The 23813-nt window shown below is 73.6% G+C and carries 26 protein-coding genes; 9 read left to right on the forward strand and 17 right to left on the reverse strand.

Annotated elements, in window-relative coordinates; translation table 11 throughout:
* Nucleotide 1: 1 nt before the first annotated feature.
* Nucleotides 2-799 carry a metallophosphoesterase family protein gene (locus ABEA81_RS29100; protein WP_345609244.1) on the reverse strand — a complete coding sequence of 266 codons (798 nt, stop codon included), beginning with the start codon at nucleotides 797-799 and terminating at the stop codon, nucleotides 2-4.
* Nucleotides 781-1986, reverse strand: coding sequence for a carboxylate--amine ligase (locus ABEA81_RS29105; RefSeq protein ID WP_345609246.1), 1206 nt, complete (start codon nucleotides 1984-1986; stop codon nucleotides 781-783). Before ABEA81_RS29105 ends, ABEA81_RS29100 begins: the two co-directional genes overlap by 19 nt.
* Nucleotides 1987-2238: 252 nt before the next feature.
* Here ABEA81_RS29105 and ABEA81_RS29110 point away from each other — a divergent pair, with 252 nt between their 5' ends.
* From ABEA81_RS29110 to ABEA81_RS29125, 4 genes are all read left to right on the forward strand, one after another.
* Nucleotides 2239-2499 carry a hypothetical protein gene (locus tag ABEA81_RS29110; RefSeq protein WP_345609248.1) on the forward strand — a complete coding sequence of 87 codons (261 nt, stop codon included), beginning with the start codon at nucleotides 2239-2241 and terminating at the stop codon, nucleotides 2497-2499.
* Nucleotides 2492-2773, forward strand: coding sequence for an SH3-like domain-containing protein (locus ABEA81_RS29115; RefSeq protein WP_345609250.1), 282 nt, complete (start codon nucleotides 2492-2494; stop codon nucleotides 2771-2773). Before ABEA81_RS29110 ends, ABEA81_RS29115 begins: the two co-directional genes overlap by 8 nt.
* Nucleotides 2770-3357, forward strand: coding sequence for a nitrile hydratase subunit alpha (locus ABEA81_RS29120; protein WP_345609252.1), 588 nt, complete (start codon nucleotides 2770-2772; stop codon nucleotides 3355-3357). The genes ABEA81_RS29115 and ABEA81_RS29120 overlap by 4 nt, the downstream gene beginning before the upstream one ends.
* Nucleotides 3358-3448: 91 nt before the next feature.
* Complete coding sequence (locus tag ABEA81_RS29125; protein ID WP_345609253.1) at nucleotides 3449-3589, forward strand: hypothetical protein; 141 nt, start codon at nucleotides 3449-3451, stop codon at nucleotides 3587-3589.
* Nucleotides 3590-3598: 9 nt separating this feature from the next.
* Here ABEA81_RS29125 and ABEA81_RS29130 read toward each other — a convergent pair whose 3' ends face one another.
* Nucleotides 3599-4096 (reverse strand): MarR family winged helix-turn-helix transcriptional regulator, encoded by a 498-nt coding sequence (locus ABEA81_RS29130; protein ID WP_345609254.1) that lies wholly within the window; start codon nucleotides 4094-4096, stop codon nucleotides 3599-3601.
* Between the two features lie 142 nt (nucleotides 4097-4238).
* Here ABEA81_RS29130 and ABEA81_RS29135 point away from each other — a divergent pair, with 142 nt between their 5' ends.
* Entirely contained in the window at nucleotides 4239-5192 is a 954-nt protein-coding gene (locus tag ABEA81_RS29135) for an NADP-dependent oxidoreductase (RefSeq protein ID WP_345609255.1), read from the forward strand.
* A gap of 278 nt (nucleotides 5193-5470) precedes the next feature.
* Here the strand turns inward: ABEA81_RS29135 and ABEA81_RS29140 are convergent, their stop codons facing one another.
* From ABEA81_RS29140 to ABEA81_RS29165, 6 genes are all read right to left on the reverse strand, one after another.
* Complete coding sequence (locus tag ABEA81_RS29140) at nucleotides 5471-6211, reverse strand: MgtC/SapB family protein (RefSeq protein WP_425570719.1); 741 nt, start codon at nucleotides 6209-6211, stop codon at nucleotides 5471-5473.
* 59 nt (nucleotides 6212-6270) lie between these two features.
* Nucleotides 6271-6588 (reverse strand): hypothetical protein, encoded by a 318-nt coding sequence (locus ABEA81_RS29145; RefSeq protein WP_345609259.1) that lies wholly within the window; start codon nucleotides 6586-6588, stop codon nucleotides 6271-6273.
* 5 nt (nucleotides 6589-6593) lie between these two features.
* Nucleotides 6594-6968 carry a cupin domain-containing protein gene (locus tag ABEA81_RS29150; RefSeq protein WP_345609261.1) on the reverse strand — a complete coding sequence of 125 codons (375 nt, stop codon included), beginning with the start codon at nucleotides 6966-6968 and terminating at the stop codon, nucleotides 6594-6596.
* A 97-nt stretch (nucleotides 6969-7065) separates the two neighbouring features.
* Entirely contained in the window at nucleotides 7066-7551 is a 486-nt protein-coding gene (locus ABEA81_RS29155) for a hypothetical protein (RefSeq protein WP_345609263.1), read from the reverse strand.
* Nucleotides 7548-9974 carry a molybdopterin oxidoreductase family protein gene (locus tag ABEA81_RS29160; protein ID WP_345609264.1) on the reverse strand — a complete coding sequence of 809 codons (2427 nt, stop codon included), beginning with the start codon at nucleotides 9972-9974 and terminating at the stop codon, nucleotides 7548-7550. Before ABEA81_RS29160 ends, ABEA81_RS29155 begins: the two co-directional genes overlap by 4 nt.
* 34 nt (nucleotides 9975-10008) lie before the next feature.
* Complete coding sequence (locus ABEA81_RS29165) at nucleotides 10009-10776, reverse strand: SGNH/GDSL hydrolase family protein (protein WP_345609266.1); 768 nt, start codon at nucleotides 10774-10776, stop codon at nucleotides 10009-10011.
* A gap of 57 nt (nucleotides 10777-10833) precedes the next feature.
* Here ABEA81_RS29165 and ABEA81_RS29170 point away from each other — a divergent pair, with 57 nt between their 5' ends.
* Nucleotides 10834-11853, forward strand: coding sequence for an LLM class flavin-dependent oxidoreductase (locus ABEA81_RS29170; protein WP_345609268.1), 1020 nt, complete (start codon nucleotides 10834-10836; stop codon nucleotides 11851-11853).
* On the opposite strand, the gene ABEA81_RS29175 is transcribed toward ABEA81_RS29170, so the two are convergent.
* The 4 genes from ABEA81_RS29175 to ABEA81_RS29190 form a co-directional block, all read right to left on the reverse strand.
* Entirely contained in the window at nucleotides 11846-13177 is a 1332-nt protein-coding gene (locus tag ABEA81_RS29175; protein WP_345609270.1) for an MFS transporter, read from the reverse strand. The two genes, ABEA81_RS29170 and ABEA81_RS29175, sit on opposite strands and share 8 nt — an antisense overlap.
* Before the next feature lie 3 nt (nucleotides 13178-13180).
* Nucleotides 13181-14299, reverse strand: a complete 1119-nt coding sequence (locus tag ABEA81_RS29180) for an NDMA-dependent alcohol dehydrogenase (RefSeq protein WP_345609272.1) — start codon at nucleotides 14297-14299, stop codon at nucleotides 13181-13183.
* A gap of 126 nt (nucleotides 14300-14425) precedes the next feature.
* Nucleotides 14426-15073, reverse strand: coding sequence for a hypothetical protein (locus tag ABEA81_RS29185; protein WP_345609274.1), 648 nt, complete (start codon nucleotides 15071-15073; stop codon nucleotides 14426-14428).
* A gap of 119 nt (nucleotides 15074-15192) precedes the next feature.
* A complete protein-coding gene (locus tag ABEA81_RS29190; RefSeq protein ID WP_345609276.1) occupies nucleotides 15193-16512 on the reverse strand; it encodes a pyridoxal phosphate-dependent aminotransferase in 1320 nt (439 codons plus the stop codon).
* 288 nt (nucleotides 16513-16800) lie between these two features.
* On the opposite strand from ABEA81_RS29190, the gene ABEA81_RS29195 reads away from it, so the two are divergent.
* The 3 genes from ABEA81_RS29195 (at nucleotide 16801) to ABEA81_RS29205 (ending at nucleotide 19942) form a co-directional block, all read left to right on the forward strand.
* Nucleotides 16801-17754, forward strand: coding sequence for a D-2-hydroxyacid dehydrogenase family protein (locus ABEA81_RS29195; protein WP_345609389.1), 954 nt, complete (start codon nucleotides 16801-16803; stop codon nucleotides 17752-17754).
* Nucleotides 17755-17852: 98 nt separating this feature from the next.
* Nucleotides 17853-19178, forward strand: a complete 1326-nt coding sequence (locus tag ABEA81_RS29200; protein WP_345609278.1) for an MFS transporter — start codon at nucleotides 17853-17855, stop codon at nucleotides 19176-19178.
* 68 nt (nucleotides 19179-19246) lie between these two features.
* Nucleotides 19247-19942 carry a GntR family transcriptional regulator gene (locus ABEA81_RS29205; RefSeq protein ID WP_345609280.1) on the forward strand — a complete coding sequence of 232 codons (696 nt, stop codon included), beginning with the start codon at nucleotides 19247-19249 and terminating at the stop codon, nucleotides 19940-19942.
* Nucleotides 19943-20018: 76 nt separating this feature from the next.
* Here ABEA81_RS29205 and ABEA81_RS29210 read toward each other — a convergent pair whose 3' ends face one another.
* The 4 genes from ABEA81_RS29210 to ABEA81_RS29225 all read right to left on the reverse strand — a co-directional run bounded on the left by ABEA81_RS29210 (nucleotide 20019) and on the right by ABEA81_RS29225 (nucleotide 23807).
* On the reverse strand, nucleotides 20019-20201 hold the full coding sequence (locus ABEA81_RS29210) for a YegP family protein (RefSeq protein ID WP_345609282.1): 183 nt from the start codon (nucleotides 20199-20201) through the stop codon (nucleotides 20019-20021).
* Between the two features lie 115 nt (nucleotides 20202-20316).
* Nucleotides 20317-21390: an FAD-dependent oxidoreductase gene (locus ABEA81_RS29215; protein WP_345609284.1), complete on the reverse strand. Its 1074-nt coding sequence runs from the start codon at nucleotides 21388-21390 to the stop codon at nucleotides 20317-20319.
* Nucleotides 21391-21441: 51 nt separating this feature from the next.
* Nucleotides 21442-22815, reverse strand: coding sequence for a ferredoxin reductase family protein (locus ABEA81_RS29220; RefSeq protein WP_345609286.1), 1374 nt, complete (start codon nucleotides 22813-22815; stop codon nucleotides 21442-21444).
* On the reverse strand, nucleotides 22812-23807 hold the full coding sequence (locus ABEA81_RS29225) for a helix-turn-helix transcriptional regulator (protein ID WP_345609288.1): 996 nt from the start codon (nucleotides 23805-23807) through the stop codon (nucleotides 22812-22814). Before ABEA81_RS29225 ends, ABEA81_RS29220 begins: the two co-directional genes overlap by 4 nt.
* Nucleotides 23808-23813: the final 6 nt, after the last annotated feature.

The following is a 23813-nucleotide window of genomic DNA, read 5'->3' on the forward strand; positions in this document are numbered from 1 at the left end:
GTCAGCGGCGACCGGCGGAGGCCTGGTGCAGGACGCGCCTGGCGCGGCGGGCCGCGGTGGCCACCCGCCCGGGCCGGAGGTGGAGGGTGTCGGTGGGCAGGCGCCGCGCGCGCAGCGCCGCCCGGGTGGCCGCGGCGTCGTAGGGGTCGGCGAAGAAGTGCACCCGGGCGCGGTCGAGGTCGAGCAGGGCGAAGCGGGCCCGCGGAACGCGCTCGCGCTCGCGCGACTGGCCGACCGAGCCGGGGTTGACCAGGTACCGCTCGTCCGGTGCGAGCGGCAGCGCCGCGGATCCCGGGGGAGCGTCGGCGGGGAACACGGTGCCGGCGTGCGCCCCGGCGAGCCAGTGGCGGTGGGTGTGGCCCAGTACGAGGAGCCGCCCGCCCGGTAGCGACCGCAGCAACGCCGCCGCCCGCTCGTCCGTCCGGACGTACTCCTCGGGGTCGTCCGGCGATCCGTGGGCGAGGGCGATCCCCGCGACGGTCGTCGTGAGCGGCAGTGCGGCGAGGTAGGAGCGGACGTCGGGCCGCACGGCGCCGCGGGTCCACGCGATGGTGCGGCGGGCGAGCCAGCCCGCGCGCGTCACCGGCAGGGACCCGAGGAGCATCAGCTCGTGGTTCCCGGCCACGCAGGTGGGCTCGAGCTCGGCCACCGTCTCGACGCACTCGTTGGGGTGCGGGCCGTAGCCGACCAGGTCGCCCGCGCACACCCAGGCGTCGACGCCCTCGGCGCGGAGCCGGGTGATCGCCGCCCGCAGCGCGAACAGGTTCGCGTGGACGTCGCTCAGCAGTCCGATCCGCATCCCTCACCCCGAGCCGGTGGTCGACGAGCGACTGCGCCCTTGACCCGGACCGCGGCCATGCCGAGCAGCGGCCCCGGGTCGTCCCACTTCCAGACCCCGGTGACCGGCCGGGTGCGCCACAGCCAGGAGAGCCACTCCGTCATCGGGACCCCGTGGGCGCGGGCGGCGAGGACGTCCTTGGGGTGCACCCAGTCGACGTCGCCACCGGTTCTGCCGCACCGGGGCCGCGGGCGGCCGGTGAGATCGGCGTGCACGATGGCCGGGAGGTTGACGCCCGCCCGCGCGCCCGGATGGACCCAGAGGGTGAGTCGCGCGTTGATCTCGAAGAGGTACAGGCGCCCGTCGGGGCCGTACTTGAAATCGATCTTCGCAACGCCGCGCAGGTCCAATGCCGTGCAGACCTTTCGGCCCAGTCGCCGGACCTCGGGGTCGTCCATGATCGTCAAGGAGGCGGTGTGGCCGTACTCCACGGGAATCGTCCGGATCTTGCGCCCGGTGAACTCACCCGCGATCTCACCGTTCCCGTCGACGTAGACGTGGTAGCTGACGACCGCGGTCTCCGGCCCCGGAATGCTCTCCTGGGCGATGGCGGGCTTGCTCAGCCCGCGCAGCCGCGGCCAGACCTCCAGCAGCTGCTCCTTGCTGTCGATCCGGATCGCCTTGGTGTTGCTGCCCACCGCCTCGACCCACGTGCGGTCGCGGGCCGTCGGCTTGACGATCAGCGGCAGCCCGAGGTCGAGGAGCTCGTCCGGCGGCTCCGGCCGGCAGACGTCGAGGACGACCGTCGGAGGCACCGGCAGCGAGCGGGCCGTGGCCAGCGCGGCGAACCTCGCCTTGTCCTCCATGGCCTCGACCAGCGCGGCGTCCGGTACGGCGAACCGGAAGCCCTCGGCGAGCCGGCGGCGGTGCCGGGACACGAAGACCATCGGCTGGTCCGAGCAGTACAGGAGCACGGGCGGGCTGGACTGCTGCCGGGCGAACCGCACGAGCCGGTCGGCGAGCGCGTCGTCGTGCCGCTCGGCCGGCAGCATCCAGTCCCACGTCATCACGTTGCGGGCGTAGCGCGACCACCGGGCCGGGTCGCCGGTGGGCGTCACGACCCCGACCGGGATGCCCCCCATCGCCAGCGATCGGACGACCTCGATGACGCGTGCCCCCAGCACCACGGCCATGGGCGTTTCTGCCACGCGCCATTCCCCCGTTCACGACGAAATAGGGCGAAACTCGGAGCCGCCTCGCCGGGGCGAATCCGGACATTTCGACCGGCCATTGGTCTTACGGTTCTCAGTAAGATCGCAGGCGCGCTCGACATTACCGGACCTTCTCCGAATTACACCGGTCTATCCGGGCAGCGGCGCCATCCGTTACTCGCCCGGGTGGTTCCGGTGGCGGGTGCGATCACTACCCACGGCCCGCCTCCCGCTCGTAGGCTGCGGGGCATGTCTCGGGTCAACGACGTCGGCGGGCAGTCCGGCTTCGGGCCGGTCGCCGTCGAAGGGGACGAGCCGCCGTTCCACGCCGACTGGGAGGCGCGGGTCTACGCGCTCAACGTCGCGATGCTGCGGAAGGGCGTCTACAACCTCGACCAGTTCCGCGACGCGATCGAGCGGATGCCGCCCGCCGAGTACCTCGCGGCGTCCTACTACGAGCGCTGGCTGCACGCCGTCGAGACGCTCACGGCGTCCGCGCGCCATGGCTGATCCCCGGTTCGCGGTGGGCGACCGCGTGCGCACGAGCACGGTGGACCCGCCCCACCACACCCGCCTGCCCCGCTACGCCCGCGGCCAGGTCGGCGAGGTGGTGGACGTGCAGGGGGCGTGGCCGCTCGCCGACGACCGGGCGCGCGGGTTCACCGACCCGCGCGTCGAGGCGGTGTACATGGTTCGCTTCCCGGCGGCCGACCTGTGGGGCCCGCCCGGCGGGCACTGGGTGCAGGTGGAGCTGTGGGAGTCCTATCTGGAGGTCGTCTCATGAGTGGCAGTCATGCGAGCTCCGAGGTCGCGGTGCGCGTCCGCCGGTTGGAGGAGCAGCTGATCGACGCCGGGCTGACCAGCGACGACCAGCTCGACGCCATCATCGGGCGCGTCGTGTCGGGCTCGCCGGCGAACGGCGCGCGCGTCGTGGCGCGTGCGTGGGCCGACCCGGCCTTCCGAGAACGACTGCTGACCGACGCGAACCGGGCGCTCGAGGAGCTCGGCCTTTCCATGAGCGGTGGCCCGCAGCCGCAGCGGTTCACCGTGGTCGAGAACACCCCCACCACGCACAACGTGCTCGTCTGCACGCTGTGCTCGTGCTACCCGATCGCCCTGCTCGGGCCCTCGCCGTCCTGGTACAAGAGCGAGGCGTACCGGGCGCGCGTCGTCCGGGAGCCGAGGGCGGTGCTGGCCGAGTTCGGCCTCGAGCTGCCCGCCGGCACCGAGATCGTCGTGCACGACACGAGCGCGGAGAGCCGGCACATGGTGCTCCCGATACGACCCGACAGCACCGCCGGGCTGGACGAGTCCGAGCTGGCCGAGCTGGTCACCCGGGAAGGGCTGATCGGCACCGCAGCGGTGTAGGAGCGCCGGTGCAGACCAAGGTCACGACGCGTAACGCCGGTAACCGAGCGGCGGTGGTCGTCGCTCCACAGTCTGCCCATCCTCGACGACGTTGATCCTTCATCCGGACCGCCGCGACCAGCCGTCTGCCCGCGAGCGGTCTCGCCGCCACGTGGTGGCGCGGCTGGCGACGTTCCCGGGCGCGCCGCTGACCCCGGCCGAGGTGGAGGACCTGCGGCGCGCCGCGCGCTGAGCCGGATCCTCACACCGAGCGGGGGGCGCGGCGCCTGCGGGGGGCCGCGGAGCGGGGTGGCTGGGCGCGCATGTGGTCGCGCACGCGGCTCATGATGTCGCCGAGGTGGCGCACGTCGTCGTTCGACAGCGGGTCGACCAGCAGGCGGCGGACGACCTGGACGTGGCCCGGCAGGATGCGGCGGACGAGGGCCAGGCCCTCCTCGGTGATGGTCACCAGGGTGGCGCGCTCGTCGTCCACGCTGGGGCCGCGGGTGATGAGCCCGGCCTGCTCCAGCAGCCCGGCCTGGTAGGTCAGGCCGCTGCGGCTGTAGACGACGCCGTCGGCGAGCTGCGTCATCGTCAGGCTGCGGGCCTCGGCGAGGCGGGCCAGGAGCTGGAACTGCACGTAGCTGAGGCCGCCCTCGGCGCGTAGGTGCTGTTCCACGTGGTGCTGGAGCAGGCTGGCGGCCTCCGCGAACGCGAAGTAGGCCCCCAGCTGCTGGGGTTCGAGACCCTGGCCGGTCATCCGTACATCATTCCTCAGGCCCACTTGCTTCGAAGTCGAAGCACTGTGTCGACCGTCACGTACGGGAAGTTGTGCTTCGAAGTCGAAGCAAGGTACCGTCGGCATTGTGCTTCAACTTCGAAGCAAAGGCGAGGGAGAGATCATGAAGGCAGTGCGTTACCACGTCCACGGCGACAGCGACGTGCTGGTCCTGGAGGAGGTGGACCGCCCGGTCGCGGGGGCCGGAGAGGTGGTGCTGCGGGTGGCCGGTACCGCTTTCAACCTCCTGGACGCCGCGATCCGCGCGGGCTTGCTGCAGGAGGTGTTCCCGGTGGCGCTCCCCCACGTGCCGAACTACGACGCGGCCGGCGTCATCACCGAGGTCGGTGAGGGCGTGTCCGGATGGACTGTCGGGGACGCGGTCGTGGCGTTCCTGCCGCCGGCTGCGCCCGGCGCTGCGGCCGAGTACGCCGCCGTGCCCACCGAAGTGCTCTCGGCGGCCCCCCGCACGGGCGAGCTCGCCGACGCAGCGGCTCTGCCCTCGGTCGGGCTCGCGGCCTGGCAGGCGCTGTTCGAGCACGCCGGCTTGAAGCCGGGTCAGAGCGTCCTCATCGACGGTGCGGGCGGCGCGGTGGGCGGGTACGCCGTCCAGCTCGCCGCGCAGGCCGGTGCCACCGTGACCGCAGCCGCAGGAGCACGCAGCCGCGACCGCGTCCGCTCCTACGGAGCAGCCCGGATCGTCGACCACACCGCCGCCCCCGTCCCGGCCTCGCTGGCCGGGCAGCGGTTCGACGTGGTGCTGCACCTGGCGCCCACGAGCCCGGACCTGGTGCCCACCGGCCCCGAGGAAGTCGCGCAGCTGGTGGACCTGGTCGCCGACGGCGGGGTGTTCGTCAGCACAACCACATCCGGCCCGGAAGACCCCGGGCGCGGGGTGCGGGCCGTGCGGATCTTCACGCGCAGCGATGCCGGCCAGCTCGCCGGGCTGGTCGCCCGCATCGACGCCGGAGACCTGCAGATCCACGTGGCGGAACGCCGGCCGCTGACCGACCTGGCCGCCGTCCACCGTGAGGCCGCCGCCGGACGCCTGGCCGGAAAGACCGTCCTCATCCCCTGAGCTCGTTCCGAGGAGAACCGTGTCCTTCACACTCGACGCCGAGGTCGCCGCTGCGTTCGCCCCCTTCGCCGCCGAGGCGGCCGGCAGCACGCCGCCGGTCGGCGACGTCGAGACCCGCCGCGCCACGCTGAACGGTGCGTTCGACTGGCCGCCGCCCGGCGGGTCTCCGCCGGCCGCGTCCGGGTACTCGCCTCGCTGTGACCGGTCGTCAGGGTGCCGTGCCCACGTCCAGGTTCAGGACGACGCACTCCGCGAAGACCACCCCGGCGCCACCCGGCTCAGTCGGACTCGTCGTCCTGGAGCTGGTCGGGCGAGACCGCGTTGACGCCCAGCACGCCGGGCAGCTCCGTGAGCTCCGCGGCGAGCTCGTCGAGACCGCCGGTGCCGCGCAGCTCCACGAGGACCGCGACGGAGTCGGGCACCCGGTCGCCTGCGCCCGCCCCCTGCCGGACGTCGTGGCGGGTGGCGAAGCGGGCCACGACCCACCCGCGCTTCGTGCAGCACGCCAGCACGTCGCGGAGGAGCCCCCGGCCGTCCTGGTAGGTCACCTCGATCAGCTGCGACTGCGGCCGGGACTGCTGGATCCGCGTGCTGAGCGGCGTGAGGCCGTAGACGACCAGGAAGTAGCCCGCCGTGGTGGCGGCGGCCAGCACCAGCAGCCCGGCGCCCGCCGCCATCCCCACGGCCGTGGTCAGCCAGACCGCGGCCGCCGTCGTCAGCCCGCGCACCGCGTCCCGCTTGACGAAGATCAGCCCGCCCCCGATGAACCCGATGCCGGACACGATCTGGGCCGCGACGCGGGAGGGGTCCAGCACGGTGTGCTCGCCCAGTACGTCGGTGAACCCGTACTTGGACACCAGCATGATCAGCGCGGAGCTGAACCCGATGAGGGTGTGGGTGCGCAGGCCTGCGCTCTTGCGCCGCAGCTCCCGCTCCAGGCCGATGAGCGCCGACAGGACGAGCGCGCTGCCCAGTTCCAGGATCTGGGTCCAACCCTGGCCGGTCGGTTCGATGAGCAGTGGTCCCACGCCGTGACGGTAACCCGATCGCCGGGCCCCCACCCGGGCGAGCGGGCCGATCAGCCGCGCGCCGAGGGCTGCCACACCTCGCGCACGTCGAGGTTGTGGAACGTCGGCGGTGCGTCGCAGAGCTTCGCGAGGCGCGCCGCGAACTCGCCCGTCTCGGGCCGGTTCGAGTTCTCCATCGCGGCCTCGTACGAGTCGAACTCGACGATGTTCAGGTAGACGCCGGGGCGGTCCCGGTCGGCGGTGATCGTCCCCCGCAGGGGGCTGGACGGGCTGCCGTCGTCGAGGCGGGCCCGGATCTCCTTCCCCAGTGCCTCGATCTCGTCGAACCGGGACGTCTGCATCTCGATGATCTGGATGAACCCGCCCATGGCACCTACTCCTTCTTCGCGGCCCATACGGACGCGCCGTGCCAGTCGATCGCCACGACCGGCTCGTCGCCCACCACCCACGCGTCGTGCCCGGGCGGCAACGACGTGATCTCGCCGGGACCGGCATCGAGCTCGGTGCCGTCCGCCATCACGACGTGGACGCGCCCGCTCACCTGGTACTGCTGGTGCGGGGCCATGCACAGGTCGGTGCCGGCCACGGGCTTCACGTCGTTGGACCACCTCCACCCCGGCTGCAGGGAGATCCGGCCGATCTGCGCACCGCCGGCGAGGTTCACCAGCTCCATCCGCCAGTTCGTGCCCTCGCGGACCTCGTCCGGGTCCTCGAACGACACGTGTTCCACGGGTTGGGTAGCCGTCATGACGGGCCTCCAGATGTGCATCCGCCGTCGGAGGGCGGCCGAACCTACGCCCGGGACGAATCGCCGGGCAGCAACCGAACGGGTGGATTACCGCAGGTCAGGAGGCGATCACCTGGGGCGACGTCACCTTGAGGTGCGCGTTGGCCCACCGCATCTGGCGCAGCGTCTGCGGATGGCAGTCGGCGGCGAGCTCCACCAGCGGCTGTTGCTTCATCGCCTGCGCGGCCTGGGCGAGCAGCTCCCAGTCCAGCGACACCCCCGTCGCCTTGCGGTGGACGCGGCGCAGGTCAGCGAGCAGCAGCAGGCCGGAGGCGGGCCTGCGGGCGAGCGCCTCGCCCGCCTTCCTCGCGAGACCGCCGACGCCGGGCAGCTCCCAGCGCGGCTGCGGGTTCAGCCGGACGCCGTGGTCCCGGCCGGCCTCGGCGAGCCGGCGGACGTGCTCCTGCGACCACCCGGCCACGTCGCGGGCCACGTGGAAGATCTCGTGGTCGGCGCGGTGCCGGTCGGCGACGGCGAGCAGGTCGCGGGCCAGGCTCGTCTCGGAGCGGTGCAGCTCGCGCAGGACGAGGCGCAGCTTGCTCATGAGGCACCTCCGACGGTGGTCGCGGGACGCGCACCCGCGTCGCCGGGCGTCCGCGGTGCCGGCACCGCGCTCCCTGCGCCGGCGACGCGCGTCAGCCGGGCCGCCGCGGTCTTGAACAGCGGCTGCTTGGACGCCGGGTCCCAGTCGGTGGGCGTGAGCTCGTTCGCGGCGCGGCCGGGCCCGCCGTCCGGGCCGGAACCGGTCGTGTCCCAGTACCCGTAGTGGAAGGGGACGAAGAGCACGCCCTCGCGGATGGCGCCGACGCGGACCCGCGCCCTGATGGCACCGCGCGGCGTGGCGACCTCCGCCATGTCGCCGTCCGCGACGCCGAGCCGCTGCGCGTCCGCCGCGGAGCACTCGACCCAGACCTCCGGTGCCGCCGCCTGCAGCTGCGGGACGCGGCCGGTCTTCGTCCGGGTGTGGAAGTGGTAGATGGTGCGGCCGGTCGTCAGCACCAGCGGGAACTCGTCCCCGGGCGGCTCGTGCGGCGGCAGGTGCTCGGCGGCCTTGAGGATCGCCTTCGCGTCCGGGTTCAGCGCTCGGTACTCGGTCTCCTCCAGCGGCGCCCCGGTGACCAGGTCGCGGCCGTAGCTCTCGCAGTACTCCGGCGCGCTCCAGAACCGGCCGTCGGTGTAGAGCCGCTCCGTGCCGTCCGGGTTCTCGGCGGTGCACGGCCACTGGATGCCCGACGGCGCGTCCCGCAGCCTCGCGTGGGACAGCCCCGAGTAGTCGCATGGCCGGCCGGCGCTGCACGCCGCCCACGCGTCGAAGGCCGACTCCGCGTCGTGCCACTGCGGGAACGGGTGGCCGTCGTTGTCGCGGAAGTCCATGCGCCGCGCGTAGTCGAGGAAGATGTCGAGGTCGGGGCGCGCCCGGCCGGGCGGGTCGACGGCCTTCTCGGAGAGGTGCACGGTGCGGTCGGCGTTGGTGAGGCACCCGGTCTTCTCGCCCCACGTTGCGGCCGGCAGGACGACGTCGGCCAGCTGCGCGGTCTCGGACGGGAAGATGTCCTGCACCACGAGGAAGAGGCGCCGCTGCGACAGGATGCGCCGGATCCGGGCGAGCTCGGGCATCGACACGGCCGGGTTGGTGCCGCTCACCCAGAGCATGCGGATGCTGCCCTGCTCCGCGTAGCGGAACATCTGCATGGCGTGCGTCGGCGGGGCCATGTGCGGGATCTGCGCCTGGTCGACGTTCCAGTGCCGGGCGATGTCGGCGACGTGCGCGTCGTTCTCCCAGTTCCGGAAGCCGGTCAGGTCACCGTCGGCGCCGCACTCGCGCGTGTTCTGCGCCGTCGGCTGGCCGTTCATCTGCAGGATCCCGCAGCCGGGCCGGCCGAGCATGCCCCGGACGAGGTTCAGGTTGTTCACCTGCACGGCCGCCGCCGTCGCCTGGTGGGACTGGTAGAAGCCCTGCAGCACGGTGGACAGCAGCCGCTCCGCCCGTCCGAGCACCCGGGCCGCGGCGCGCACGTCCTCCGGCTCGATCCGGCAGATCCGTGCGACGTGCTCCGGCGGGTAGTCCCGCACGCGCTCCTCGAGCTCGGGGAACCCGACGGTGTGCGCGTCGATGTACTCCCGGTCGATCCAGCCGTTCGCGATCACCTCGTGCAGCAGGCCGTTCATCAGGGCCACGTTCGTGCCGGGCAGTGGCGCGATGTGCACCCCGCCGCTCTCCCGCGCGGCGCGTGCCACCGGGGTCTCCCGGGGATCCACGCAGACGAGGGCGGGCGGGTTCGCGCCCGCCAGCCGGTCGAGGATCCGCATCCACAGCACGGGCTGCGTCTCTGCGGCGTTGTGCCCGAACAGCGCGATCACGTCGGCGTTGTCGACGTCGGTGAAGGAGCCGGGCTGCCCGTCGCAGGCGAAGGTCTCCTTCAGCGCCGCGGCGGCGGTGGCCGTGCACAGCCGCGTGTTCCCGTCCAGGTGGTTGGTGCCGATCGCGCCGCGGGCGATCGCCGCGAGCGTGTAGTACTCCTCGAGGAACAGCTGCCCGGTGGTGTAGAAGCCGATCGCGGACGGCCCGCGCTCGCCGAGCAGGCGCTTCGACGCGGCGACGACGCGGCCCATCGCCGTGTCCCAGTCGGTCTCGACCAGCCGCCCGCCCATCCGGACCAGGGGCCGGGTCAGCCGGTCCGGTGACGAGTTCGCCTGCCACCCGTAGAGGTCCTTGGGGCCCAGCCTGCCCCGGTTGACCCGGTCGTCCGCGCTGCCGCGCACCCCGGCGATCCGCCCGTCGGCCACGGCGATGTCCATCGCGTCACCGTTCGAGTGCAGCACCGACGCGCTGCGCGCCCAGCGCTGCACGTCCGCGGGCGCGACGCCGTCGGCGAGGTGCTGGTCGACCCGGGCGGGCCAGGGCTCGCCCCGGCCGTGGGGTGTGCGCTCGCCCCACGGCTGCGCGATCCGGTCCGGCTCCTGCATGGCCCGGGACTACCCGGGATCGGCGCGGGATCACCTACGGCTGTGCCTGGTCCACGACGGGGACCGGGATCCAGTCGAGGTGCTTCCCGATCCGGTCGTCACCGGAGGAGCGGCCGCGCAGCCGGCGGTGGATCCACGGCAGCACGTGCTCGCGGTAGTAGCGGGCCTCGGCGAGGAGCCGTCGCGCCACGGGCGAACCGGAGCTCGCCGCCGTGGCCGCTGGCCCCTCGCCCAGCGCCGCGAGCACGAGCTCGGCCACGCGCTGGTGCCCGGCGGCGTTCAGGTGCAGCCGGTCGGCCGACCAGTACTCGGGGCGGCGGATCTCGGTGTCGTGGAAGACGTCGACGAGCTCCACGCCGTGGGCGCTCGCGAGCGCCGCGACGCCCGCCGTCAGCGCCGCGGCGCGCCGGTGGATCCGGCGCCCGAACGGGAGCCGGTCCGACGGGTCGGCACCGGAGAGCAGCACGAGCCGCACGCCGGCGTCCGCGCAGCGCCGGATCGCCCGCTCGGTGAGGGTGACGAGCCGGCTCACGTCGACGCCCGGCCGCAGCATGTCGTTGCCGCCGCCGTTGAGCGTGATCAGCGTGGGCGCGGGCGTGAGCGAGAGCGCCGCCTCCAGCTGGTCGGTCACGATCGGGGCCAGCAGGCGACCCCGCACCGCGAGGTTGGCGTACCGGACCTCGCCGTCGCGGGCCGCGGCGAGACCCGCCGCCACCCGGTCCGCCCACCCGCGCACCGACCCGTCCGGGAGCTCGTCGCCGACGCCCTCGGTGAAGCTGTCCCCGATCGCCGCGTACCGCACCGCACCTCCTTGCATCCCTGCATGACAACCCCGCCGCCAGTTGACCACGATGGGCGGATGGACCTCGAGTTCGGGCTCTTCGACTGGGTCGACGCGGTGCCGGGGACGTCCGTGGCGCAGGTGTACGACGCCCGGCTGCGCATCCTCGCCGAGGCGGACACCGGCGGCTTCGCCACCTACCACTTGGCCGAACACCACGGCACCCCGCTGGGGCTGGCGCCCTCGCCCGCGGTGTTCGTCGCGGCCGCGGCGCGGGTCACCGAGCGCATCCGGCTGGCGCCCACCACGTTCGTCGTGCCGCTGTACGAGCCGCTGCGGCTGGCCGAGGAGATCGCGATGCTCGACCAGCTCAGCCACGGCAGGCTCGACGTCGGGGTGGGCAAGGGGTCCTCGCCCTACGAGCTCGCGATGTACGGGCTGGACCCGGCGGGGGCGGCGGGCCGGTTCGAGTCGGCCGTGCCGGCCGTCCTCGATGCGCTCGAGACGGGCCGGTTCGGCGACGTCGAGCTGTCCGTGCCGGTGTACCAGCGCCCGCATCCGCCCCTGTGGTACCCGACCTCCAACCCGGCCTCGATCCCGCGGCTCGGCGACCAGGGCTACAACGTGCTCTTCGGGTTCGGCTTCGTGTCCCCGCCGCTCGACGTCGTGCGCGAGCAGAGCCGCACGTTCTTCGCGCGGTTCCGCGCGTCCGAGGCGCGTGGGGCGGCGCGGTGCAGCCTGCCCGGCCGGCCACCGCGGTTCGGGGTGATGCGGCACGTCCTCGTGGCGCCGTCCGACGACGAGGCCCGCGCACTGGCGAAGGCGGCGTTCGCCGACCACTACGCGAGCTTCGCCCACCTCTGGCGTGCCCACGGCGACGACCGGTTCTCGACGGCCCCGGACCTCGACGAGCTGGTCGAGGACCACAAGCTCTTCGCCGGGTCGCCTCAGACGGTGGCGGCGCAGGTCGCCGAGGCCGTGACCGTCGGTGAGCTGAACTACCTCGCCTGCGCCTTCGCCTGGGGGTCGCTGGAGGTCGATGCGGTGCTGCGCTCGCTGCGCCTGTTCCGGGACGACGTCGTACCTGCCGTCAGCTGAGCACCTCCCGGTGGGTCTCGCGGGCCGCGAGCACCGCGGCGAGCGAGACCGCCGAGATCACCGCGTAGTAGCCGACCACCGCCCACACCGATCCGGCGGCCGCGTAGACGGCCGCCGCGATCAGCGGGAAGAGACCCCCGATCACGCCGCCCAGCTGGCGGCTCACGGCGAGCCCCGAGAACCGGCGCGCGGCCCCGCGGAAGAGCTCCGCGAAGAAGCTGGCCTCGGGGGCGAAGATCATCGTCTGGATGAGGGCGGGCGGGATCGCCATCGCCAGCACGATGAGCAGGGAGCTCCCGGTGGCGAGCAGCGGGAAGAACACGAACGCCGTGTAGAGCGCGCCGACGACGAGCGAGACCGCGATCAGGACACGGCGGCCCACGACATCGGAGAGCCGGCCGAAGAGCGGGTTCATCGCGATGCCCACGACATTGCCGATGAGCACGCCGTTCAACATCACCGAGGTCGGGATGCCGAGCTCGCTGCCGCCGTACACGAGTGCGTACACGGTGAAGAGCTGCAGCATGCTGGTCTCGGTGATCACGCAGAGGAACACGGTCAGGCACGCCTTCGGCTCCTCGCGCAGCGCCACCAGCAGCGGGGCCTTCGGCGGGGTCTCCCGGACGGCCATGCTGCTGATGGCACTGCGGAACACCGGCGACTCGTCGATCCGGGTGCGGACGTAGACCCCGACCACCACGAGCACGGCGCTGAGCAGGAACGGAACGCGCCAGCCCCAGGCGAGCGCCTCCTCGGTGGGCATGGTCGCCACGAGGGCGGCCGCGAGCGACGCCAGCACCGAGCCGAGCGCACCGCCGATCTGGATCGTGCCCCCGTAGGCGCCGCGCCTGCCCTGCGGGGCGCTCTCGGTCGCCATGATCGTGGCGCCGACCGTCTCGCCACCGAGCGCGAAGCCCTGCACGCAGCGCAGGAGGGTGAGCAGGATCGGCGCCGCCACGCCGATGGCGGCGTACGTGGGCAGCAGTCCGATGCCCGTCGTGGCGCCGCCCATCAGGACCAGCGTGACGAACATGATCGGCTTGCGTCCGATCCGGTCGCCGAAGTGCCCGAAGACGAGGCCGCCGAGCGGGCGCGCGACGTAGCCGACCGCGAACGTCGCGAGCACCGCGATCGTGCCCACGAGCGGGTCGGCCTGCGGGAAGAACAGGTGGTTGAACGCCACCGGGGCGATCAGGCCGAACAGCAGGAAGTCGAAGTACTCGATCGTGGTCCCGATCGTGCCCGAGACCAGGACCCGGCGCCGCTGCGTCCGGAGCCGGGTGTCGTCCTGGAGCGGCGACCCGGCGGGGCTGTCGATCGTCACCGCTCAGTCCTCGTGCACGACGACGCCGCGGATCAGCCTGCCCTCGTCGAGGTCCTGGTACCCCTGGTTGATCTCGTCGAGGCCGTACCGCCGCGTGATCAGCTCGTCGAGCTTCAACTGCCCGCCCCGGTACATGTCGAGCAGCCGCGGGATGTCGAGCAGCGGGTTGCACATCCCGAAGACGTGCCCCTGGATGCGCCGCTGGTAGCCGACCACCATCCCGTTGGCCGCGAGCTGCACCTGCGTGTCGGTGCTGCGGCCGACCGAGGTGATCGTGACCTGCGCGCCCTTCCCGACGATCGCGGCCGCCTGCGACACGACCTCCGAGGTCAGCACGCCGACGGTGCAGATGGCGTGGTCGGCCAGCTGCCCGCGGGTCATCTCGACGACGGCCTCGTGCGCCTCGGCCGCGTCGGCGAAGGTGTGGGTGGCGCCGAACTCCAGCGCCTTCTCGCGCTTGAACGCCACCGGGTCGACCGCCACGATGTTCCGCGCACCCGCGTGACGCGCCCCCTGCACCGCGTTGGCCCCGACCCCGCCCACCCCGAAGATCACGACCGTGTCGCCGGCCCGCACCCCCGCCGCGTAGACCGACGTGCCCCAGCCGGTGGGGACGCCGCAGCCGGTGAGTGCCGCGACCTCGAACGGGATGTCGTCGTCGATCCGCACGCAGGACGCCTGCGAGACCACCGCGCGCTGCGAGAACGTGCCGAGCATGCAGAACCCGCCCAGGTCGGCGCCCCACTCGTCGTGGAACCGGAACGTGCCGTCGGCGAGCATCCCGGTGACCATCTGGGCGCCCTGGTCGCACAGGTTCTGCCGGCCCGACGAGCAGTAGCGGCACGTCCCGCACGCCGGGATGAACGAGCACACGACGTGGTCGCCGGGCCGCACCCGCGTGACGTCCGGGCCGACGGCCTCGACGACGCCCGCGCCCTCGTGCCCGCCGACGATCGGCAACCGGCACTGCGAGTCGCCCGTGCGCAGGTGCTCGTCGGAGTGGCACATCCCGGAGACGGCGAACTTGATGCGGACCTCGCCCGCGCGGGGCTCGTCGAGCTCGAGGTCCACCAGCTCCCAGGGTTTGCCGGTCTCCCGGATGATGGCTGCCTTCGTGCGCATGGCGCTCCCGTCGTCGCTGCCGGTGGTCGCTGACCAGGCGATTCCAGGGAGCGACGCTAGAAGAGGCCGCGCGGTCGGAGCGATCGACGCATGGCGGCGCGCTCTTACGTCATGCGTCGTACGCGTTCAGCGCCGTCGCCTCCCGGCCGCCCACCGGAGGTCCTCCTGCTCGCGCCTGCGCGCGGCCATGGTGAACGCGGCACCCGACCCGAACATCAGCACACCGGCCAGGAACGCTCCGAAGGCCGCCGGGGCCGGCGGCACACCGACGACGAGCTCCTGGGCCACGGGCCCGGCCGGGCCGGCAGCGAACCCGGAGACGATCACGTACATCCAGCAGGCGAAGCCGGTCAGCGCGACCAGGATCCCCACCAACGCCAGCACCCGGCCGGCGCCCTGGCCCACCACCGGCTCGGCGCGGACGTCGCGGTCGCCGGTGCTGACGTGGAACGCCCGGACGGCGGCCCGGGCGCGTACCTGGTCGGCGAGCCGCAGTCCACCGTGCTTGTCCAGCTTCCGGCGCAGCCCCGCCAGCTCGCGGGCGAACCGGACGTCGTGGCGCGCCACCGCGCCGATCGCCCGGGAGGCCTCCGCGAGGGTGGCGCCGTCGTACGGGTTCTTCGCGAGCTCGGCCGCCGGCCGCGGGCCGAGCCTGCGCGCCACCCTGTCGGTCAGGCGGTCGAGCGTGCCGTCGACGACCCGGTCGGGCACGCGCCGGCCACCCCGAGCCACCGCTGCCGCGAGATACGCGGCGATCACCCCTCCATCGATCACGAACCCACCTCCGCACCGTCCTCCTCCCGAGAGCCGCGAGGGGTGCGGCGTGATACGTGCCGGTGCGCCGCGCCGTGTGGACGACGGCGGGGCGGGCGGTGCCCGTCATCCCAGCGCCGTCATCCCCGCCGACGGGACGGCCACAGCTCCGACCGCGGCCGGGGGAGCTCGGGAGGGCGCTCACCGCCGCTCGCGGAGAGGCTGCGCAGCAGGACGGCCGGATCGCGCCGCTCCGCGGCGGGCCGCCGGGACTGCAGGAAGGCGCGGATGCCCTCCACGAGGTGGGCGACGTCCTGCGGCGGCCTCACGACCAGGCGCAGGAACTGGCTGCTCATCCCGAGCTTGTTGCCGCACTCGCGGACCAGCAACCCGTGCCGGGACAGGAGGTGGTCGCGCAGCTCGCCGCCGTCGATCCCGTCGGCGAGCTTCACGAGCAGGAAGTTGGCCTGCGACGAGAACACGCTGAGCTCGGGCATCCTGGCCAGTTCCACACCCATGCTGAAGCGGTCGCGCGCCAGCAGCCGCAGGCTCTCGTCGTACTCGGCGCGATGCTCGTCGAGCATGAACACGATCGCCTCGGCGAGCGAGTTGAGGTTCCACCTGGGCAGCGCCCGGCGCATCATCGCGGCGAGCCCCGGGTTGGCCACCAGGTAGCCGAACCGGACCCCGTGCAGGCCGAAGTTCTTGCCGAGGCTCTTCAGCACCACGACGTTCGGCCGGATCGCCGCCTCCGCCGCCACCGAGGCGCCCTGCTCCGCATCGACGAAGTCGATGAACGACTCGTCGACCACCACGAGGTCGAGGTCGGTGAGCTCGTCGACGAACCGGAGGACCTCGCGGCGCGGCAGGTAGCTGCCGTCCGGGTTGTTCGGGTTGCACAGGACGGCGACGCGGGAGCCGCGGGAGCGGATGAACGCGACGTACCGGTCGACGTCCAGCTCGAACGCGTCGCGCTCGTGCAGCGGGAACATGTCGACCCGCTTGCCGGTCTCCAGCGGCTGGTCGGTCCACCTCCCGAACGTGGGGACCGGGACGGCGAGGCTCTCGGACACCCACAGGTGGTCCATCCAGGTGATCAGCTCGGTGGAGCCGTTGGACATGACGACCGTGCTCGGGTTGAGCTTCAGCACGCGCGCGAGTTGCGCGGCGATCGTGTCCGTGTCGCTCGGGTAGAACTTCAGGACGTTCTCGAGGTTCCCGGCCAGCCGCTGGAACATGGCCGGTGTCGGGAAGTACGGGTTGCACGGGACGCAGAAGTCGATGAGCCGCCTGCCGCCCTCGCCCATGCGCCGGGACAGCTCGAAGTACGAGGGGCTGTGCGCGGTCTGCTGGAACATCCGCGAGTCGACTCCGTGTCCGTCCGCGCCGCGACCGTCCATGCCCTGGCCGTCCACGCCCTGGCCGTCAATGCCCTGGCCGTCCACGCTCTGTCCGTCCACGCTGTGTCGCACGCGATGCCTCCGGTCGTCCACGATCTTCCAGGTCTGCCCGCACGCACGGACGCGGGAGCGGCCGGGTTCGGGCAGGCGCGGCGCGGTACGTCGAAAGGGGCCGCAGGCGCGCCGAACCGTTCGCCGGCACCGGGGACGGCGGCGCGAGCGGCGTCGCGGCGCGCCGGGCGTCCCGTATCCTCCGGCGGACGGACCCGGAGAGGTCAGGGGAGGCGAGGTGGGCGTGCCCGGCGGCGCTCTCGATCCGTGCGCGCGGTTCTCCGACCGGTGACCGACCTGCGCATCGTCGTGCTCGACGACTACCTCGACGCCGTCACCGGCAGCGCCGACTGGTCGGTGCTGCCCGCCGAGGTCGTCACGATCAACCGGCACATCGCCGGGGAGGACGAGCTCGTCGCCGCGCTGGCCGGCGCCGACGTGGTGGTCGCCACGAGGGAACGGACCCGGCTCGGGAGATCGGTGCTGGAGAAGCTGCCCCGGCTGCGGCTGCTCGTGACCACCGGGATGCGCAACGCCGTGATCGACCTCGACGCGGCCGCCGAGCGCGGCGTGCTCGTCTGCGGGACGCGCGGCAACAAGCGCTCCACCGTCGAGCTCACCTGGGGCCTCATCCTCGCGGTGACGCGGGACATCCCGGGCCAGCAGCGGTCGCTGCGGGAGGGCCGCTGGCAGAGCTCGCTCGGGGTCGGCCTCGGCGGCAGGACGCTCGGCCTGCTCGGCCTGGGTGACATCGGCGGCGCGATGGCGCGGATCGCCCGGGCCTTCGAGATGGACGTCATCGCCTGGAGTGCCCACCTCACCGACGAGCGCGCCGCCGCCCACGGTGCCCGCCGGGTCGAGAAGGACGAGCTCATGGCCCGCGCCGACGTCGTGTCGATCCACCTCGTGCTGAGCCAGCGGACCCGGGGGCTCGTCGGCGCCCGCGAGCTCGGGCTCATGCAGCCCACCGCCTACCTGGTCAACACGTCGCGGGCCGGGATCGTCGACACCGGCGCGCTGGTCGCGGCGCTGCGGGACGGAACGATCGCGGGCGCGGCCGTCGACGTGTTCGACGTCGAGCCGGTGCCCCCGGACGCGGATCTGCTCGGCGCCCCGCGCACCGTCCTGACCCCGCACATCGGCTTCGTCACCGCCGAGGAGTACCGCCTCTTCTACGGCGACGTCGTCGAGGACATCTCCGCCTGGCTGGCCGGTTCCCCGGTGCGGACGCTGAACGACCCGGAGCCGTGACCGGCCGCTGAGCCCGTGCCGGTACCCGCGCACCCTTGCCCGGCCAAAAATTGTCTGACAGTCTGACGGCCAGTTGCCGGTTCGGTGAGAGGAGTGCGATGAAGCACGAGGACGGGGAGGGCCGCCGGGTCGTGGCGTTCGCCACCGGCGTCGGGAACTTCACGGAGTGGTTCGACTTCGCGATCTACGGTTTCCTCGCGGCCACGCTGGGGCGACTGTTCTTCCCCGGGGCGAGCCCGGCCGCGTCGCTCCTCGCCTCGCTGGCCGTCTTCGGGGTCGCGTTCTTCATGCGACCGCTGGGCGGGTTCGTGCTCGGCGCGGTGGGTGACCGGCTGGGGCGGCGCGCGCTCCTCACGCTCTCGATCGGGCTCATGGGCCTGTCGACCACGCTGATCGGGGTGCTGCCGACCTACGGCACGGCCGGGCTGCTCGCCCCGGTGCTGCTCGTGCTGCTGCGCTGCCTCCAGGGCTTCTCGGCAGGGGCCGAGTGGACCGGATCCGCGGCGTTCCTCATCGAGCACACGCCCGTCGACCGGCGCGGCCGGTTCGCCAGCGTGGTCTCGGCCACCGCGGCCCTCGCGACCTGCGTCGGGGGGCTGCTCGTGCTCGCGCTGGAGGTCTCGCTCGGCCCCGACCAGATGGCGGCGTGGGGCTGGCGCATCCCGTTCCTCGTGGCGGTCCCGCTCACGGCGGTCGGCACGTGGGTGCGGCTGCGGATCGACGAGACGCCGGTGTTCCGCAGGCTGGTGGAGGCGGGCGAGCGCGCGGAGGCGCCGCTGCGCCAGTCCGGGCGCGACGTGCGCGCCATCGCGCTGACCTTCGCCTTCTCCAGCGTGCAGGGCCTGGGCTTCTACTACCTCGCCACGTACGTCATCACCTACCTCACCGCCACGGTCGAGCTCTCCCGGCCGCGGGCGCTCGTGCTGGTCGCCACCGGGCTCGTCTGCTACGCCCTGCTGTGCCCGCTGGCCGGGGCGGTGTCGGACCGGCTCGGCAGGCGCCGGGTCAACCTCGTCGGCGGCCTCGGGCTCGCCGTCGTCGCCGTCCCGGCGTTCGCCCTGATGGGCACGGGCACCGCGGCGGGTGTGATCGGGGGGATGGTGCTCTTCGCGGTGTTCCAGTCGATGGTCAGCGTCACCACGGTCTGCATGCTCGTCGAGCTGTTCCCGGCGCAGACGCGGTCGACGTCCAGCTCCATCGGCTTCAACCTCGGCCTCGCCCTCATCGGCGGGCCCGGCCCGCTCGTCGCCGCCGCGATCGCGAGCGCCACCGGCAGCAGCACCCTCCCCGCGCTCTACATGGTGGTCGTGGCCGCGGTCGCCACCCTCGCGCTGGTGCGGTGGCTGCCCGAGGTGGGTGGTACGCGGCTCGACGCGGTCGGACCTCGGGCAAGCTTGGTCGGGCAGGACACGACGGAAGGGTGAGCGCGCAGTGAAGGTGCTCGGCGAGACCACCGCCGAGAACGGCGCCGACAACGGAGCGGAGCCGGGCGATGGCTGAACCGACCTGGTCGGCCGACCAGGTCGGCCGGGTCGCAGCACCGCTGCGCGAGCAGGTGGTCACGCTGGTGCGGGACGCGATCCTGGGCTTCCGGCTCCGGCCTGGGCAGCGGCTCGTGGAGCGCGAGCTGGTGGAGCAGCTGGGCATCTCCCGCCCGACCGTTCGGGAGGTGCTGCGCCAGCTCGCCGTCGAGGGCCTGGTCACGGTCGTGCCGCAGCGGGGCGCGGTCGTCACGGCGCTCTCCCCGGACGACGCCGCCGACCTGTACGAGATGCGCGCGTCGCTCGAAGCGCTCGCCGTGCGGCGGTTCGTGCAGCGCGCCACGCCCGGGCACGTGGCGGGGCTGCGCGCGGCCGTCGACGAGATCGAACGCACGGCGCGTTCCGGGGAGCCGCAGGGCCAGCTGCAGGCCAAGGACCGGTTCTACGAGGTGCTCTTCAGCGGCTGCGGCAGCGCGCCGTTGCAGCAGACCGTCGCCGGCCTGCAGGCCCGCGTGCGGCTGTTGCGGGCCACGTCATTGTCCGAACCGGGGCGCCCCCAGCAGGCAGCGGCCGAACTGCGGGCCGTGGTCGACGCCGTCGAGGCGGGCGACGAAGACGCCGCGGCCACCGCCTGTGCCCGCCACGTCGAGAACGCCGCACGCACCGCGCTCTCGCGCCTGACCACCGGGGGCACGGCACCGCCCTGACCGGGCCGGTGGACCGATCGGGACGGGGGAGCCGGGGTCGCGCCGGACGAGCACGCCCCGCGCTCCCGGGGGTGGATCAGGATTCGACCTCGACGACGGGCGCGCCCTCGGCCGCCTTCCGCACCGACTCGCATCCCTTCAGCGCCGACGCCTTGGTCTCGTACGCCTCGCCGGTGGCGACGACCTGGCCGTTGGACGCCTTCAGCCGGAACCGGTACTTCCCGGCGCGGTCCTTGTACACCTCGAACTTGCCCGCCATCGTCGTCCCCTTCGCTGTGCATACTCACTGTGCGTAACGCTAGCGACGCGGAAGGTAGCGGAGGTTGCGGCCTGGTCCCGGCGACGCGCCGGACCCGGACGGGGGATCGTGGCCCTCACATCCGGGCGCTGGCCGCCGTGTTGGCCTCCACCGGCGGGCGGCGGCGTTCCTCGTACCGGCCGAGGGCGGCATCGATCCCGCCCCCGTCGGTCCCGGCCCCGTCCCGGATCGCCCCGGCCAGCGCAACGGCGTCCTCGAGGGCCATGGACGCCCCCTGGCCGGTGGCGGGCGAGGCGGCGTGGGCGGCGTCGCCGATGATCAGGGCGCGGTCGCGGTGCCACACGCGGACGTTCGCCAGGTCGAAGGCGTTGGTCACCAGCACCCGGTCGGCGCCCGCGACGATCGACCGGGGAAGGGGCTCCTCCCGCAGCACGTCGGTGAGGAGCGCGGACCAGTCGCCGGTGGTGCCCGTCGCAACCTGCTGCGGGGCCAGCTCGGGGCCGACCACCCGCGCGAACCACCACGTGCCGTCCCGTTCGGTCGCGATGAACCCGAAGGCGACGGAGCCGGTGGAGGTGCTGCGGACGAACTGGATCCGGTCGGTCGGCGCGCCGGGGGGAGTGCCGGGCGTGCTGCCGTAGAAGATCTGCGATCCGACGTACCGCGGCGGCGCGGCGGCGGGATCCAGCTGCGTGCGCACGGTCGACCGCAGCCCGTCGGCGCCGACCAACAGGTCGCCGCGGGCCCGGCCGCCGTCATCGAAGACCGCGACGACCCCGTCCCCGTCCCGCTCGATCCCGGTCAGCCGCTCACCGTGCCGCAGGGGGATCCCGCGCCGGCGCACCTCGTCCTGCAGGACCGCGCACAGCCGCGCCCTCGTGAGGTAGCGGAAGCCGGGGCCGCCGGGTTCCCCGAGCGGCCGGCTCGTGATCTCGGCGCCGGCCCCGTCGGACACCCGCATGGTGCGCAGCGGCGCGCTCGCCCGCCGGACCGCGTCGTCGGCCCCGATCGCCCGGAGCGCCCGAACCCCGTTCTCCGCGAGCGTCAGGAACGCTCCCGCGTCGGCCGAGGAGTGCGGGTGCGCCTCGTGGACCACCACCCGCGCGCCCACCCCGTGCAGCGCGAGCGCCGCGGCCGACCCACCGATGCCGGCCCCGACGACGTGGACCAGCACAGCGGCGCGCGTCACCGGCCGAGCCCGTCGCTCGCCCCGGTCTCCGGGATCGTCATGCGCCCGAGGCTAGCCACCCGCCAGGCTGAACCGCTCCGCGTGCACCTGGCCGCGGGGGACGCGCAGCTCGCGGAGGCTGCGCAGCACGGCGTCGGTCATGGCGGGCGGGCCGCAGACGTAGACGTCGCGCTCGGCGACGTCGGGCACCAGCGCGGCGAGGTTGGCCGGTGCGAACGGGGCGAGCGGCGGGTCGCCGGTGCCGGTCCGCCCGGCCAGCACGTGCACCTGCGCCCCGCGCTCGCCTGCGAGCCACCGCAGCTCGGGGAGCAGGACGGCGTCGGCCATGCTGTGCACCCGGTAGAGGACGACGGCCGGCCCCGTCGACTCCTCGAGCATCGCGCGGATCGGGGTGATCCCGACGCCGCCCGCGACGAGGAGGGTGGCCTGCCGGGTCCGCTGCAGGGCGGTGAACGCGCCGTAGGGGCCCTCGAGGAACGCGCGGGTGCCGACGGGGAGTTGCCGCAGCCCGGCGCTCGTCGTGCCGACGGCCTTGGCGGTGAGCCGCAGCGTCCGCCCGTCCGGTGCGGCCGAGAGGGAGAACGGGTTGGCCTGCCACCAGCCGTTGTGGCGGGGGAAGCGCCAGATGAAGAACTGGCCTGCGCGGGCGTCGAGGCGGTGCAGGTCGCGCCCGGCGACGTAGACGGAGACGACGTCGTCGGACTCCGGGACGACGCCGATCACCCGGAACCGGTGGCGGACGTTGCGCAGGACCGGCAGCGCGACGCGGCCGGTCAGGAACGCGAGCAGTACCAGCGCCCACACCGTCCACCAGTACGCGCGCGCCGCCGGGGAGGAGGCGAAGGTGGTGCCCTCCAGGCCCTGGTGGACGAGTGCGAGCAGGACGGTGAGGTAGAGGGCGATGTGGAGGGCGTGCCACGTCTCGTACCGCATCCGCCTGCGCGCGGCGCGCAGGGACACCGCCGCGATCGCGACGAGGATCGCGGCGGCGCACATCCCGAGCAGCGAGGCCACGACGCCCGCCAGGCTCAGGAACGTCGCGAGCACGGGCATCGAGTAGAGCGCCGCGTAGCCGAGCACCACCAGCGTCGCGTGCGTGAGCACGGTCCAGGCCAGGGCGAAGCCGGTCCACCGGTGCCAGCGGGTGAGCCGGTCCATGCCGATCCGCCGGTCCAGGTACGGCAGCCGCGCCACGAGCACCAGCTGCAGCATCATGAGCGATGCGGCGTGCAGCGCGACGAACTTGGCGACGGTCAGCACCGAGTTCTCGCCGGCCCCGGCGCGGGCGAACAGCACCTCCACCACCACGAGGTGGGCCAGGAAGCCCGCGGCCAGCGCCACCTGTGCCACCACCGCGGGTGACAGCCCTGCGCGCCGCACCGACACCGGGCCTCCCGTCTCCCCGGTCGCGACGACCGTGGTCACGGCTGATGTCGTTCGGGAGGCGCGGCGCGTTCCGGGTCGGCGCGTTCCGCGGCGGGGCCGCTCAGCCAGCGGCCGACCTCGCGCAGGTGGGCCAGCACCTCGGGGGAGCCGTCCAGCCGCGCGCCCGGACCGAGCGTGACGACGTCGCGCACGAGGTGTTCGAGCGAGTCGCCGCCCAGCAGCACCGTGCACGACGTCGCGTCGAGCGGCCGGATCCGCGCGGAGATGGACATCGGGAGGCGGGTGCGCACGACGTCCGCAGGCACCGGGACCGTCGCGCGCAGCGTGTAGCGGTAGGGCGTCGACGCGATCGTCTGCCGCACGTGCTCGGCGGGGTCGCCCGCGGGCAGCTCGCGCGGGGTGAACCGCAGCCGCACCGACTCGGGGCGGTCGATGCGGTCCACCCGGAACGTGCGCCAGTCGGCGGCGCCGGTGTCGAAGGCGACCAGGTACCAGAGGCCGTGCGTGGCCACGACGTGGTGCGGCTCCACCCGCCGCTCGCCCACCGTGCCGTCGCGGCGGCGATAGCCGAACCGGACGATCTCGCGGTCACGCACCGCGCCCGCCAGCACCGCGAGCACCCCCGGGTCGATCTCTGCGCCGCGGTGGTCGGGCACGGACACCACCGACTCGGCGACGGCGCGGACCCGCCGGCGCAGCCGCCCCGGCATCACCTGTGTGAGCTTCGCCAGCGCGCGCCCCGCCGTCTCCCCGTCCCCGAGCGTGCCGAGCAGGCTCGTGGCGATCGCCACCGCCTCGTCGTCGTCGAGCAGGAGGGGCGGCAGGTCCTCGCCGGAGGTGAGCCGGTAACCGCCCGCGGTGCCGGTGGTGCCCTCGACCGGGTAGCCGAGCTCGCGCAGCCTGCCGACGTCGCGGCGCACCGTCCGGTCGGTGACGCCGAGCCGCTCGGCGAGCTCGGTGCCGGCCCACTCGCGCCTGCCCTGCAGGAGGCTGAGCAGCCGCAGCAGCCGCGCCGGGGTGGAGAGGGTCACGGCCGA

This window comes from Pseudonocardia adelaidensis, assembly GCF_039543345.1.
Classification (GTDB): Bacteria; Actinomycetota; Actinomycetes; order Mycobacteriales; family Pseudonocardiaceae; genus Pseudonocardia; species Pseudonocardia adelaidensis.